This is a genomic window from Pseudomonas sp. CFBP2511 (genome assembly GCF_030209255.1).
GTDB classification, from domain to species: domain Bacteria; phylum Pseudomonadota; class Gammaproteobacteria; order Pseudomonadales; family Pseudomonadaceae; genus Aquipseudomonas; species Aquipseudomonas avellanae.
This window is the reverse complement of record NZ_JARVSI010000038.1, coordinates 56,334-67,754: the sequence shown is the minus strand read 5'-3', so window position 1 is coordinate 67,754 and position 11,421 is coordinate 56,334. Positions and strand designations below refer to the sequence as shown.

Genomic DNA, 11,421 nt, shown 5'->3' with positions numbered 1-11,421 from the left:
CGGTGCGTTGTCGGATTCTCTCGGCTCGGCGTGGGCCTTGATGAGTGATCCTGTCAGGGTGAGCGAACAGGCCGCCAATGGGTTGATGGGTTTGAGCAAGAGCCCGTGGGGGGCGTTCAAAAATAGCGTGGAGGCCAGCCAGACCAAAGAGGCTATGGCGACTATCTACGATATGCAGGGCAACACGGCGGCGAGCGCTGCGATCAGAGCGAAAAGCGATCTTGAGTTTGCGCTGAACTTCTTGCCTGCCAATCGGGCGAAGACGCTGGCAGAGCTGGGGAGTCGTGCAAAAGCAACTGCGTCGAAAAATCTGAACCCGACGGGTGCGCTAACTGATTCAGAAGCGGGTACACTTGTTGAACGGGAGGTTTTGGGGAACGGTGCAAAAGCGACAGGAGAAGCTGCTACTCAGATCCCAGGCCGAGTGCAGTCTCGTATAAACATTGCCAATGGTCGTACGGAAACGACCCCTCTTCGTGATAACGGCAATCCTGTATCTGCGGGTTTCGATCACGTTCTGGATGGGCACTTTAATAGAGAAATCTCCAACTCGCGCTCCGTGTTTACTATCTCTCCGGATGAGCTGAAAGGTGTATTGCAGAGCAGTTCTGCTGTGAAGTCTCCGGTTGTTGCGCTGCCAGATGGCCAATTTGTGAGGACGATTGATGTGGGGCGGGCTATTGGCACTACTACGTTGAAGGATGGTGGCGGTCCTACTTCTGCCTTAAAGGTGTTCACCGATAAAGCAGGAAATTTAATTACAGCCTTTCCGGTTAAGGTGGGTAACTGATGCGTACTTTACCTATAAGAATATGGCATGAGTTCCAGTCGGTAGTGGCGACTCTGAGTGATGATACGCCTTTTAGGAAAGTTCTTGAGGTAATACTATTTTGGATAAAAAGTAACTATAAGTATCTTGATGGTGAGCCGTTTTCGGTCTACGGGTTCGATTGCTTTGCAAAAGTAGATGAGAGGGAGATTCCAGTTGAGTACTCTTCCTTTAATTTGAGTGATTTAATTAATTTCAAAAGCGTTGTTTTCAAACGACAGGCTAGAGATGTAGAGTCGATTGCAAGACTTTTGCGAGATACGGTTGAGGAGTTGGCGACTGTCGAAGTAGATGAGCAATGCCCCAAGTGTGAATCTGAGGGGATGCGCGTTTTTATAGGTAAGCATAATGGATTGTTGGCTTATCAGTGCAATGTTTGTGGGTACTCCCATTATTCAGATGGATCTAGGGTTGAGATCGGTGGATTAGAGCTTGCGAGTGAGAGGCAGTTGCGAGAGCTTGGCTTGATTTGATGGGGGGCAAGGTCAAAGGGAGGTTGATACGGCTGTTGCAAATGCTGTTAATTATGATGGTTTTTATAGTAAGGCTGGTTCAATGATCAGGGATATTGCTGGTGGCCATCTGTTTGATAATGGAAACAAGCGGACTGCTGTTGAAGTGGTTGAGCAGTTGGTTATAAGGAATGGCGTGAATGGTCCGCCAAAACAAGTTATTTGGAATGTTGTGGATAAGGTTGCGACAGGGAAGTTGACTAATGTCCAAGATATTTCAAAAGCATTAAGAGGGCTGGATTAATGTCTTTCAAAGAGGATGGGTAAAAAACCAGCCTCGATATAACGCTCTATCCGGCTCCAATTGTGGGCCAGGTAACTCACCGCTTTGCCCAACGCACTTTGCGAGGTGACCTGCGGCTGCGTTTTTTTCATCCATGCTTTCAGCTTCGCCAACTCAGGCTGGCTCTTTTCCTAACGGCCGATGTAACGCTGCTCATCGCTGACATCCTTGAGTTTGCGCTCGATGCCGTACAGTTTGTTGATAGATGACAGTGCAACATCGGCGCGGCCCGTTTTGCCTTGGGGCTGCACTTTTTTGGCCTTCACGAACTGGCGTCGTACCTAGGCCATGCATGCCAGGCGTTCTACACCCGGTTGCAACGCCAATGCGTTATAGCCCGCGTAATGATCCGTCATCACGTAGCCGCGGCGCGAACTCCAGCAACTCCAGCATCACGCAACTGGGCTGTAAGTGGACGAAAAAACGGCGCATGTCTTGTTGGCTAGGAGCTACAAGGCGTCATTGCAGGGATCTGCTTGCCAAAAAAATCAAGATGACCAAGGCTTAATTTTCAGCAGGCTGAGTTCGTGATGTGGGTATCTAATAGGGTCATCAAGAATGACTGAAATTTTAAAAGAAGCTGGTCAATAATACTTAGGTAGACTGAGATTTATTTAAGCGTATGCAATGACACATAGATCCGAGGATTAAGGTTCGGCTCGAAATCCAGAGTGCGACCGGCGGAGCTGTCCATTTCAGCGAAGTTTTTTCTAATAGGACGAGATCTGCACTGTCGAGTATTTTTGACATTACTGCATTGAAATATTCCTGGCACCCCGCTTGAAAATCTGATCATTGATCTGTGTGTCTAAGACTTACATAACTTATAAGCCTGCTGTCTATCCCAACCTATCAATAGAACCCCGACCCATCTCTCACCACCCAATCCTCCCCCATCAAAACCCACCCCAACTAAAAAACACCAGAAAAACAGCGTCAAAAAAACCCCGGACATTTCTGTCCTAAAACATTCAAGCGGATATCCTCAATCAAAACCACCTCAACGCCTAAACTAATAAATTGTCCTGGTCAGACCTGCCTAAAAGCAAAAAAAATCTCATCAAGCTTAAAAAGCAACAGCAAACCAAACACCCCTCGGATTCACAACGGAAGTCCCCAGCAACACCTATCACACAAGGACAATACTGAATGGCGTTGATTTCGTTAGATAGGCCTGCTTCATGTGGATTTAACGATAGACATAGCCCTAAAACTACTTTCGACTGGGAAGACTTGCGTTATTTTCTGACGTTCGCTGCGGTTAAGTCGCTGAGCGGCGCGGCGAAAAAGTCAGGGGTCGAACACGCCACCGTCTCGCGCCGCATTGCTTCTCTGGAAAAATCCCTGAACGTCAAACTCGTCGACCGCCGCAAGCGCCTCTACGAATTGACCGATGATGGCCGGAAACTGGCCGTCATTGGCCGACGCATTGAAGAGCAGGCCGAAGCCATTGGCAGGCTCGCCGTGGCGGCTCAGGACGCGCCTGCGACCGAGGTCACGATCAGCGCGCCCTCATCGGTTGCTATTGAAAAGCTGGTGCCGCAGTTGGGAGCGTTTCGGGCGATGCATCCTGGCATTGTGTTGCGGCTGTTGGGTGATCATCAGTATTCGTCGTTATCCAGTTGCCAGTCGGACCTGTGCATCCGTTTTTCCAGACCTGTCGAAAACGGCATTGTTGCGCGGCGTATCGGGACGGCGTCTTTTTCATTTTACTGTTCGAGTTTTTATCTTGAGCAACGGCTCGCTGTGCATTATGAGTTCATTGGCTACGACAGTGAGGTGATGACTGCCAGCCAGAATGTGCTGCTCAGGACTATTGTCGGCGCGCGTCCGTTTGTGCTGGAAGCCAAGACAGTGGAGTTGCAGATCCGTGCCGCAGAGGCCAGTGTGGGCATTGCGTTGCTGCCCGATTTTGCTGTGGAACAAAACCCGCGCCTTTGCCGGCTTGAACTGTCCAGGCCGCTGGAGGTTGATGTGTGGCTGGGTGTTCATGAAGACCTGCGTTCAGTCGCGTCTATTCAGGCGGCGATGAATTACGTGGAAAGCTGCTACCGCTGAGGCCATGACGCCGAGGTAATAAGGCAAGCCTGAAAGGCCCGTGATGTGAAAAAATTCACACCCACCGCTTATTGATCGCCAATTTACACGGTTGAACGTTTTGACGAGTATCAATACCGAGTTCCGAAAAACACAGTTCGGAACTCCGAGGCGTTCAGGAGTCGGCTCGATAACGTTTGATCGGTATTGGTGCTGTTGAATAACTATAAAAAATGCAGTGGCAATGGTCAGTTCAAGCGCATTGGTTACTCCACAAGGACAGCTGGAGATTCTCATGGCGAACGTAAAAGTTCTCGACGTCACCTTGCGTGATGGCGGATATCGAAATAACTTTGACTTCACTGACGATCAGGCGCGGGTTATTACAACGGGGCTCGCAGATGCGGGAGTTGATCTGTGTGAAATAGGCTACTGCAAGGGCTCGTTTTCCCCTCAGGCCGGGCATGGTCTTACCAGCGATGTGGGCGCGCGTTACATCCAGACGATCAGGGAGGCGTCACGCGGTCGAATAGAGCTGGCAGTCATGGTCCACCCCAGAAATGTATCGCCAGACGACTTTGCCATGCTCAGAGAGCAGGGCGTTTCGATGATTCGGGTCTGTCTGCGCCGCGAGCAACTGGACGACGGCCTGACTACCGTGTCGCTGGCGCGTGATCATGGGTTCAGTGTCAGCGCCAATGTAACCCATGTGACATCGCAAACCCCGGGCGCAGTCATTGATACGGCGGTTCGCGCAGAAGGCGCGGGGGCGGACATCATCTGTTGCGCCGATTCCAACGGCCATATGCTGCCCACAGATGTGCATCGTCTGTTCAGCCGCCTTTCCAGTCGGCTTGTCGTGCCACTGGGGTTTCATGCGCACAACAACCTGTCGCTGGCACTGGCCAATGCAGCGGCGGCAGTCGAGGCAGGGGCTGAATATATCGACACCTCCGTGTGCGGGATGGGCAAAGGTGCCGGCAATCTGCATTTGAGCATGCTCGTTGCTTACCTGGAGCGGGTGGGCGTGAGCCATGGTTATGACCTGGTGAAGGTTATCGAGTTGTCCGAGACCATCGCCAGCCTGGTACCGCAGAGCAATATGCCCAGCCCGTTCATGGATATCGTCCTGGGTACTTACAACTTTCCTTTCGATGTCCGGCAGCGGATACAGGAAACCCTCGAGCGCTTTCAGTTGACGTCCGAGTACCGTGCGCTCGAAGTCATGCATCAGCAGGATCAGATTGCGCGTCTGGCACCACGGGCGACGTTGCCACCGGTGTTCAACAAACCGTCCAGGTCGGTACTGGAGGTGTCGAGATGAGTGCGCAAGTACTTCGCAAACGCATTTGCGTGCTGCCAGGCGACGGTATTGGTGTTGAAGTCATGGAGGCTGCCTTGCCGGTGATCGCTGCGCTGGGCCTGCCTTTTGACCTGCTGCACGCCGACATCGGCTGGGAATGCTGGAGGCGCGAAGGCGAAACCGTTCCGGACGACACCTGGAAGGTTATGGCCAGCTGTGATGCGACGCTGCTAGGCGCGATCACCAGCAAGCCTCTGGCGGAAGCCGAGGCCGAACTGCCGCTGCCACTTCAGGGCCACAGCCGCCGGTATGTCAGCCCGGTCATTCAGCTCAGGCAGAATCTTGACCTGTACGCCAATGTTCGCCCGGTGACCGACATGACCGGCGAAAACAGATTTCGCTTTGTGGTGATCAGAGAAAACACCGAAGGCCTTTATGCTGGGCTGGACTTTGGGCGTATTCCGGACGCGCTCGTGCCCTTGCTTGAAGCGCGCGAAGCACTGGGCGCTGCCTGGCAAAGAGCCGGGCAGGAGGATGCGACCGTTACCCTGCGCTTGCAGACGCGCAGCGGCTTGACGCGTATTTTCGAATACGCTTTTGACTATGCACGGAATAACAATTTCTCTCGCGTAACGTTTGTCGACAAGCCGATGGTGCTTCGCCACAGCAGCGCTTTTGCCCGGGTGATTTTCGAAGAAACAGCGCAGCGCTACCCGGATATAACCGGCGCTATCGAGAATGTCGATGCCGTTGCCCTGTGGATGGTTCAACGACCCGAGCGCTTTGGGGTAATCGTTGCCGAGAACATGTTCGGTGACATTCTCTCCGATCTTGGGGCTGGTGTGATGGGTGGACTCGGGTTTGCGCCCAGCGGCAACTTTGGCAACTCCGGTGCCTACTTCGAGCCGGTACATGGCAGCGCACCCGCCCATGCGGGGCTGAATAAAGCCAACCCGAGCGCGATGTTTCTGGCCATTGCCATGATGCTGGAACACTTGGAGTATCCGGCCCAATCGGATTGTATTACCCGCGCAGTAAGCCTGGTATCTCGTTCTGCGGTGCGCACCTATGACATGGGCGGTTCTCATACCACTCGCCAGGTGGGCAAGGCCATTGTTCGACAGTGTATGGAATTGCAGGGGCTGTTGGTCGACGGCCTTGAGCGTTCCCGGTCTGCTCAAGGAGAACGCCATGTCAGTGCCCTTTGAATACACACCTATCGCGCAGAGCGTGCTCGATGAATGCGAGCATCTGGACACGGCATCGTTGTCTGACGCACTGGACAGCCTTGGCATCGACGGCGGACTGCCGGGCATTGTTTCGCAAGTACCGGGCACACGCTGCGTCGGTATCGCCTTCACGGTGCAGTACCAACCGGTTGATGCGTCAGAAGGGTTCAGAGGGGCGGCCAATTATATTGATCAGGTGCCGAGCGGTTCTGTAATTGTCTCTTCAAATTCGGGACGTCATGACTGCACGGTGTGGGGTGACATCATGACCCACTTTGCCTTGGCCAACGGCATCAAAGGCACGGTCATAGATGGCGTTGCACGTGATATCGATACCGTTATCAACTGCAACTACCCGTTGTTCAGTCGTGGACGTTTCATGCAGTCGGCGAAGAACCGTACACAACTCAAGGCCGTCCAGGTGCCGCTCGTTATGGATGGCATCACCATTCAGCCGGGAGACCTGATGGTGTGTGACGGCAGCGGCTGTGTTGTGGTCCCGCAGCAACTGGCGGCCGAAGTGGTACGGCGTGCCAGGGCCGTAGAGCAGACCGAGCGCCGTATCATCGAAGCCATATCCTCCGGCTCGACACTTGAGCAGGCGCGAATGACATACCGCTACGACCAGCCCTGGTTGAGCGAGGCTGAACACGGTGGTACGCAAGTGCCGTCGTAGCTCAAAACGCGAAAACGCCGCCTTACCGGTGCCACCCACGGCATCAACTTTTATCCGAATAAATGAATGGAAGATGATCATGAAAATGGAATTGTTCGACGCTCAATCCGTGACTGACGATAACGCTGTCTATCTGGTCAATGTCGTCCACGTCAATGAGAACTTTCAGGGCGCCGCCATTGAAATTCTTGAAGAGACCGTCAATTACGTCGCGCGTACGTACAGCGCTTTCAAGTGGAGCCGGCTGATGAAAAGTACCGACGGCAAGACGGTTATTAACCAGGCGCAATGGAGCGACCGCAGCCAGTTTGAATCGCTGTTCACCGATAACGAGTTCTTGTCACGGTATTCGCGCCTGAAAGAAATCGGCACCTGGGAGTACCACCTCTACAGCGTGGCCGAATACATCACCCCGGCAACGGCCTTGCAAAAAGTAGCCTGATCCGCCTGCTGTTCGGGAGTATGGAGGTTATCGCCATGCTCTTGGCACAGCCACTCGCGTTTATAAAAAAGGATGACGTTATGAGCGTACTCAATACGGCAATGACTGCGTTGCTGGGGATCGACTGTCCCCTGGCGCTGGCGCCCATGGGCGGCGCGTCGGGCGGGCGTCTGGCAGCTGCGGTTTCCAGAGCCGGCGGGCTTGGTCTGGTGGGCGCCAGCTATGGTGATCCTCAGTGGATGGCGCGTGAACTGGAGTTGATGCGCGACGTCAAGCAGCCCTGGGGCGTGGGTCTGGTGATGTTTACTGTGGCCCGGCGTTTTGAACTGCTTGATCTGGCGCTGGAATACGGTCCCGATGTGATCGCGTTATCGTTTGGCGATGTACGTCCTTTCATCAAGCCCATTCAGCGGGCCAATGCCAGGGTTATCGTCCAGGTGCACGATGTCGATCAGGCGCATTACGCGCTGGACGCCGGCGCGGACGCCTTGATCGTGCAGGGGGCCGAAGCCGGTGGGCACGGTTTGCATCGCTCTTCATTACCGCTGTTCCCGGCGGTCCGCGATGCCGTGGGCGATGCCGTGGTGCTCATCGGTGCTGGCGGGATTGCCGACGGTCGTGGCATGGCGGCCGCATTGGCGCTGGGCATGGATGGCGTGATGATGGGGACGCGGTTTCTGGCCTCCGAGGAGGCGTTGCCGTCGGCGCGGGTAAAGCAGGGTGTGGTGCAGGCGGTGGCAAGCGATACGGTCAGAACCCGTTTGTTTGATCAGGTGCGCGGCATCGAGTGGCCCGAAGGTTACAAGGGCAGGGCGATCGCCAATGACTTCTCGGCGGCCTGGGTCGGTGAAGAGCAGGCATTTGCAGCGTCTGTTGATCGGCTGCACGTCGAGTACGAGACGGCCATGGCTGACGATGACGTCAGTGTCAAAGCCATCTGGGCCGGCGAAGTTGCAGACCTGATCAAGGACATACAGCCCGCGCAGCTGATTATGGAATCGACCTTGCGCGGTTATGCCGACAGCATCGAGCGTCTTCGCGCATTTCGTTAAAGGGTGATCATTCTTCAAGTGATAAGGATCGTCGATCAGACCCGCTTGCCTGAGTGGGTCTTTTATTTATTGCAGGAGCAAACACCATGAGTTGCCACATCACGCACCAGACCTTCGGTCACGGGCAAGCCCGGGCATTTGTGCTGTCACCGGTCATGCCGGTGTGGGATCAAGGCGCGTTCGCCGGGCCGCTGATCGAGCATTTTATCCGTTCTGGTCATCAGGTGACGGTGTTCGATTCCCTGTCACTGCCTGCCGTGCCAGACGAGTGTTTCAGCGGTTTTGCCGAGCGTTGGGCTGATGCACTCGAACCCTGGGGCGTACCGGATGTGCTGGTCGGTGTCGCCTTGGGCGGTGCGCTGGCGCAGGCGTTGGCCGGTATTTCGTTTTTGTCTGTGACCCCTGCCTTACTGTTGCTTTCTTCCCCGTCAAAAGCCGGCGCACTGTTGGATGCAAGGCTTGGGCGCATGGCGGACCTCGCCGAACAGGGTCACGTCAGGCAGGCGAAACGCTTGCTTGATGAGCTGGTTTTGCCCGAAGGCCAGGCACACGCTGAACAAGACCGGTTCGACACTGAAACTGACGCGCTGCTGGCACCCCAGGGGCGGCGTCTGGTGCGTGGTTTTCGATTGCTCGACGGCGTGAATGTCAGTGAGCGTCTTTGCGACTATGAGGGCCGTGTGCTGAGCGTATTTGGTGGCAAATCACAACTGGTTGGCGCCGACCATGTGCTGCGCACCAAAGGCAGTAATCAGCACTCGTTGTGCGTAATTGATGGCGGCATGCGCCCACTGACCGATGATTTGAGGCGCGTGCTGGAAGGCATCGACAGGTTCCTGATCCGCGCGCCGGAGCTGGCGAAATGACCACGCCCGTTGATGAACCAGGCCCGAGCACGCGCTTTATCGACGTGCATTATCACGCCAACCCGGATGCCTTCATTCGCCGTCACGGCGCAATGGAAGCCGGCCGGTGCTACGCAAAGGTGCAGGGCAGGGTGGTGCTGAAGAATCATCTGGGCTGCACGGCTGCTCAGGCGTGGGAGGCCCGTCAGGAGGGTTTTCCCGTCAGTGGCTCGCTGGTGCTCAACGAGATAGCCGGAGGCGTTGACCACCGGGTTGTGGAGCGCAGTCTGTGCCTGCGCGGCGACGAATCAGAGCGGTTCATCGTCCATTTTCCGACGGTCACCGGCAGGAAACATACCAGCACGCTGGTCCGCAGCCCGGGCCATCCGATCTTGCAGAGCAAGCCGATCCAGCCCGCGCGGGTGACGTCGCAAAACGGGCGACTCACTCCTCAGGCACTGGATATTCTGAAAATGGCCTGTGACTACCCGTTGGTCATTTCGACAGGGCATGCCGACGCGCATGAAGTCAGGCTGTTGGTGGACGAAGCGATTCGCATGGGAGTGCCAAGGTTGATGCTCAATCAGCCGGCCAATCCGCTCACCGGCTTGAAGGCTGAGGACTTTGCGGCGTGGGGGCGCGAGCCGAATATCTTCATCGAGCAGACGGCGCTCACCTACTTGCTGGGCTATCAGGATAAGCAAGACTTCAGCGCGGTGCTGAGCGAGGTTGCCAATGTGGTGTACAGCTCTGATCTTGGGCAGACCAGTCAGGTTGATGTGTCGCAGTGGCTTTCATTGAGCGAAGGTTGGTTCGAGGCATTTGGCCTCAGCCAGGCGCGCCGGCGCGAAGTGACACTTTCAAACCCTCGGCGCATGTTGGCTGTTTGACTGGCTACGCATCAAGACTCCCCGGATCCGGCCCCGGGGAGTTTGTCTATCAGGCTGTTTCTTCTGCTGCTGCTGCTGAGATGACCGCAACAGGCGAGGCCAATGTTTCTACAGCACGTTGTTCGCGCAGGCCAGCCACCTCCATCAACGGCAATGTCTGCGCGACGAAGTCCTTGATGCCCTTATGATAATCGAGCCAGGTCAGTGCAATCCCGTCGATACCCCAGTCGGCGTATTTCTGCAGCAATTCCACGATCTGTTGCGGCGTGCCCACCAGTGGCACACCGGCAAAACCTGCCTTGAAGTGAAAGCGGAAGCGCTCAGCGTCTTCTGGCGTGAATATGCCCGTCTGGATACCCAGTTCGCGGGTAATGATGTCGCACCCTTCATCATCGCCCAGTTGAGTGGCGTAATAATCGAGGTAGGCATCGGCTTGTGCCTGGGTGTCTTTTTGCACCACGTAGCCGTAACACCAGATTTTTATATCCCGCCCGAACTCAAGCTTGGCGACGTCCTTGTAAGACGCGATCTGCTGACGCACCGCGTCTTCGCCGTCCAGATGTTTGATGATCAGAAAAGCCGCGTCGCAGTGTTCTGCACAGAATCGTTTGCCGCGCGGTGAGCCACCTGCGTTGATCAAATAAGGCTTGTTGAGCGGCCGGGGTTGCGAAATGGCGCCGCAAATATTGAAATAATCGCCTTTGAAATCGAATGGTGTTTGCTGTTCCCAGGCACTTTTTGCGATGTGCAGCCATTCTTCTGCGTAGTCATAACGTTGATCGTGTTCCAGCATGTGGCCATTGAACATGCGCATCTCGGCGCCATACCAGCCGCAGAGGATATTGAGCCCGAAACGACCGCTGCTGATATGGTCGATCGTCACCGCCTGCTTGGCGGCAAAGAGCGGATGTACCGTAGGCAGGTGCGAAGTGGTAAACACTGCGATCTGATCGGTCAAGGCTGCAATGCCGGCGGCCCAGGTGTAGGTTTCAAAGCAGATGCCGCCGGTATTGTTCTCGCCGCCAAAACCTTTCCAGCGGCCTACCGGTATGAATGCTTCAAAGCCTGCACTGTCTGCCATTCTGGCTATTTCCAGATTGCCCGTCCAATCGTCTCCACGCAGGCGTTCCGGCGCATTGGTGACTGTGCAGCCCCCTTCCGTGTTGGTGGAAAAAACACCGAGCTGCATCTTGTTGCGGCTGCTACGCATGGGATTGGTTTTTATCGGGTAATTTTTTTCAGCACGCATGGTGACCTCCCAGGTCATTTTTTATGGAGTTCTTCCCTGTTTCTGCCACGAAGCACAGCGCGATAGTCAACGTG

The 11,421-nt window shown here is 55.1% G+C and carries 11 protein-coding genes and 2 pseudogenes; 11 read left to right on the top strand and 2 right to left on the bottom strand.

Annotated elements, in window-relative coordinates:
* The 3 genes and pseudogenes from QRN38_RS27045 to QRN38_RS27035 form a co-directional block, all read left to right on the top strand.
* Window positions 1-790 (top strand): annotated as a pseudogene (locus tag QRN38_RS27045) (hypothetical protein); the annotation flags it as partial.
* The gene (locus tag QRN38_RS27040; protein ID WP_005766397.1) at window positions 790-1,302 is read left to right on the top strand and encodes a hypothetical protein; all 513 of its coding nucleotides are present in this window, start codon (window positions 790-792) and stop codon (window positions 1,300-1,302) included. The pseudogene QRN38_RS27045 and the gene QRN38_RS27040, both read left to right, overlap by 1 nt.
* Before the next feature lie 82 nt (window positions 1,303-1,384).
* Complete coding sequence (locus tag QRN38_RS27035) at window positions 1,385-1,585, top strand: hypothetical protein (protein ID WP_024666677.1); 201 nt, start codon at window positions 1,385-1,387, stop codon at window positions 1,583-1,585.
* Between the two features lie 14 nt (window positions 1,586-1,599).
* On the opposite strand, the pseudogene QRN38_RS27030 reads toward QRN38_RS27035, so the two are convergent.
* Window positions 1,600-1,998: pseudogene (locus tag QRN38_RS27030) on the bottom strand (IS66 family transposase); the annotation flags it as partial.
* A gap of 859 nt (window positions 1,999-2,857) precedes the next feature.
* Between QRN38_RS27030 and QRN38_RS27025 the strand changes: the two are divergent.
* From QRN38_RS27025 to QRN38_RS26990, 8 genes are all read left to right on the top strand, one after another.
* A complete protein-coding gene (locus tag QRN38_RS27025; protein ID WP_057417479.1) occupies window positions 2,858-3,682 on the top strand; it encodes a LysR family transcriptional regulator in 825 nt (274 codons plus the stop codon).
* Window positions 3,683-3,956: 274 nt separating this feature from the next.
* Window positions 3,957-4,985 carry an aldolase catalytic domain-containing protein gene (locus tag QRN38_RS27020; RefSeq protein WP_007245896.1) on the top strand — a complete coding sequence of 343 codons (1,029 nt, stop codon included), beginning with the start codon at window positions 3,957-3,959 and terminating at the stop codon, window positions 4,983-4,985.
* Window positions 4,982-6,172, top strand: a complete 1,191-nt coding sequence (locus tag QRN38_RS27015) for an isocitrate/isopropylmalate dehydrogenase family protein (protein ID WP_057417478.1) — start codon at window positions 4,982-4,984, stop codon at window positions 6,170-6,172. Before QRN38_RS27020 ends, QRN38_RS27015 begins: the two co-directional genes overlap by 4 nt.
* Window positions 6,156-6,869: an RraA family protein gene (locus QRN38_RS27010; protein WP_007245894.1), complete on the top strand. Its 714-nt coding sequence runs from the start codon at window positions 6,156-6,158 to the stop codon at window positions 6,867-6,869. The genes QRN38_RS27015 and QRN38_RS27010 overlap by 17 nt, the downstream gene beginning before the upstream one ends.
* A gap of 73 nt (window positions 6,870-6,942) precedes the next feature.
* Window positions 6,943-7,311 carry an antibiotic biosynthesis monooxygenase gene (locus tag QRN38_RS27005; protein WP_010204289.1) on the top strand — a complete coding sequence of 123 codons (369 nt, stop codon included), beginning with the start codon at window positions 6,943-6,945 and terminating at the stop codon, window positions 7,309-7,311.
* Window positions 7,312-7,391: 80 nt separating this feature from the next.
* Window positions 7,392-8,363 carry an NAD(P)H-dependent flavin oxidoreductase gene (locus QRN38_RS27000; RefSeq protein ID WP_057417477.1) on the top strand — a complete coding sequence of 324 codons (972 nt, stop codon included), beginning with the start codon at window positions 7,392-7,394 and terminating at the stop codon, window positions 8,361-8,363.
* 86 nt (window positions 8,364-8,449) lie between these two features.
* Entirely contained in the window at window positions 8,450-9,229 is a 780-nt protein-coding gene (locus QRN38_RS26995) for a hypothetical protein (protein ID WP_057417476.1), read from the top strand.
* Window positions 9,226-10,098 carry a DUF6282 family protein gene (locus QRN38_RS26990; RefSeq protein WP_057417475.1) on the top strand — a complete coding sequence of 291 codons (873 nt, stop codon included), beginning with the start codon at window positions 9,226-9,228 and terminating at the stop codon, window positions 10,096-10,098. Before QRN38_RS26995 ends, QRN38_RS26990 begins: the two co-directional genes overlap by 4 nt.
* 49 nt (window positions 10,099-10,147) lie before the next feature.
* Here the strand turns inward: QRN38_RS26990 and QRN38_RS26985 are convergent, their stop codons facing one another.
* Entirely contained in the window at window positions 10,148-11,365 is a 1,218-nt protein-coding gene (locus QRN38_RS26985; protein ID WP_057417474.1) for an LLM class flavin-dependent oxidoreductase, read from the bottom strand.
* Window positions 11,366-11,421: the final 56 nt, after the last annotated feature.

Excerpts from the sequence above, each read along its gene's own strand:
- QRN38_RS27040 (WP_005766397.1), top strand. The coding sequence starts at position 790 with ATGCGTACTTTACCTATAAGAATATGGCATGAGTTCCAGTCGGTAGTG.
- QRN38_RS27010 (WP_007245894.1), top strand. The coding sequence starts at position 6,156 with ATGTCAGTGCCCTTTGAATACACACCTATCGCGCAGAGCGTGCTCGAT.
- QRN38_RS27005 (WP_010204289.1), top strand. The coding sequence starts at position 6,943 with ATGATCATGAAAATGGAATTGTTCGACGCTCAATCCGTGACTGACGAT.
- QRN38_RS27015 (WP_057417478.1), top strand. The coding sequence starts at position 4,982 with ATGAGTGCGCAAGTACTTCGCAAACGCATTTGCGTGCTGCCAGGCGAC.
- QRN38_RS26990 (WP_057417475.1), top strand. The coding sequence starts at position 9,226 with ATGACCACGCCCGTTGATGAACCAGGCCCGAGCACGCGCTTTATCGAC.
- QRN38_RS27035 (WP_024666677.1), top strand. The coding sequence starts at position 1,385 with ATGATCAGGGATATTGCTGGTGGCCATCTGTTTGATAATGGAAACAAG.
- QRN38_RS26985 (WP_057417474.1), bottom strand. The coding sequence starts at position 11,365 with ATGACCTGGGAGGTCACCATGCGTGCTGAAAAAAATTACCCGATAAAA.
- QRN38_RS26995 (WP_057417476.1), top strand. The coding sequence starts at position 8,450 with ATGAGTTGCCACATCACGCACCAGACCTTCGGTCACGGGCAAGCCCGG.
- QRN38_RS27020 (WP_007245896.1), top strand. The coding sequence starts at position 3,957 with ATGGCGAACGTAAAAGTTCTCGACGTCACCTTGCGTGATGGCGGATAT.
- QRN38_RS27000 (WP_057417477.1), top strand. The coding sequence starts at position 7,392 with ATGAGCGTACTCAATACGGCAATGACTGCGTTGCTGGGGATCGACTGT.